The following is a 1,501-nucleotide window of genomic DNA, read 5'->3' as shown; positions in this document are numbered from 1 at the left end:
GATCCGAAGAAGGCCGGGGCCGGCGAAAGCCAGCTCGGGCGCGCGACGTTCAGCGCGCATCTGGTGAAGTCCGGCGATCCGCTCGACAGCAACGCGCTCTACGTCGACGAAGTCACGCTGACGCCGCGCTCGGGCAACGCCTACCACTACGGTCTGCTCGACGTGCCGCTGCCGCCGGGCGGCGACGTCGAGGCGACCAGTTGGGGCGTGTCGATCGACGGCCTGCCCGGCGCGAAGGACGGCAGCGGTCCGCAGCCGTTCCAGCGCGCGGCGTCGTACGAGATGGGCGAGCTGGCGTATCACCAGCCGGTGCCGCTGCTCGATAAGCCGGTCACGCTGCGGCAACTGGTGCGCTTCTCGTTGCCCGGCACGTTCACGCTGCCGCCGGCGCGCTACTTCCGCATGTACCAGCCCGACGCGAAGGCGTTCGAGGGCGGCAAGAGCGATCGCATGACGTCGCTGCGGATTCAGTAGGCGAGGCGGCCATGCGTGGGGCGCGTTGGCGGATCGGGGCGTGGTGGGCGGCGCGGCTGCGAGGCGGCGGCGCGGCTGTGTGCGAGGCGCGTGCGGGTGGCGTGTATCGCGGACGGAATGCCGGGGCGGCTTTGGCCGCGGCGACGGGGTTGCCGTCGGCGGCGTTGGCGTTGCGCTCGGCCTTGGCGACGCTGGCCTTGGCCGTGGCGCCCGTTTCGGCTTCGGCCGCTGCCTTGCCGTCGTCATCGCTCACGCTGGCCGCGCATGATCGCCCGGCCAGCCACGGCTCATCATCATCTTCCGCTTCGACCGCGGCTACCCCGCTGCGCTTCGCCTGGCTGCGCGACAACCAGCCCCAGCTCTGGCAAACGGATGCGAGCGGCACGGCGCCCGCGCTTTCGCCGCAAGCCGCGCAAGCGTTGCCCGCGACGCTGGAAACGCCGCTCGGCAGTGTCTGGAAGCTGTTCGTCTACGGCTATCTGGTGGATCGCCACATCGCGACGCCGGACTACGTCTGCAACGGCGGCGACCGCGACGAAGTGTATTGCTGCATGACGGGCGGCCACGTCGACCGCGAGCACGCGCTCGTGCAATCGTGCGGACTCTACTTTGAACCGGCGCGCCTGCAACTCGATTCCGCCGACTGGCGCCGCTACTGGAGCGCCGCGCATGCGCCCGCATGGCTGCTCGACCTGCACGCGCTGACGCCCGCGCGGCGCGTGCCTGTCGCCGATCTGCTGGCCGCGTTGCAGGCGATGCCCGCGCGGCCGCGCGAAGCGGCATCGAGCACGCTCGTGTCGGTGCTGACGAGCGGACGCGGCGAGGGCACGGTGTCGCTATACGGCAGCCTGTTGCGCGCGAAGACGTGGACGATGCCAGACTCGGCGCGGCCGGGCGCGTCGAGCGGAAGAGCGGAAGGGCGGCGCGGAGGGAAAGGGTGTGAATGAGAGTTGACATCTCGGTGGTCGTCGGCTCACTCAAAACAAAAAACTACAAGTACATATTGGATGAGCAGCACTCAGACAGC

General features: G+C 69.8%; 1 protein-coding gene and 1 pseudogene. Both read left to right on the top strand.

Annotation, left to right across the window (positions count from 1 at the left end; genetic code table 11):
- Positions 1-474, top strand: a 474-nt coding sequence (locus GXB81_RS31050) for a hypothetical protein (RefSeq protein ID WP_205991215.1), incomplete at its 5' end; no start/stop codon positions are given.
- Positions 475-707: 233 nt separating this feature from the next.
- Positions 708-1,376 (top strand): annotated as a pseudogene (locus tag GXB81_RS31045) (DUF2300 domain-containing protein); the annotation flags it as partial.
- Positions 1,377-1,501: the final 125 nt, after the last annotated feature.

It is taken from the genome of Paraburkholderia sp. Ac-20336, from assembly GCF_017105025.1.
GTDB lineage: Bacteria > Pseudomonadota > Gammaproteobacteria > Burkholderiales > Burkholderiaceae > Paraburkholderia.
The sequence above is the reverse complement of the archived record's forward strand: the minus strand, read 5'-3'. Positions and strand labels throughout refer to the sequence as shown.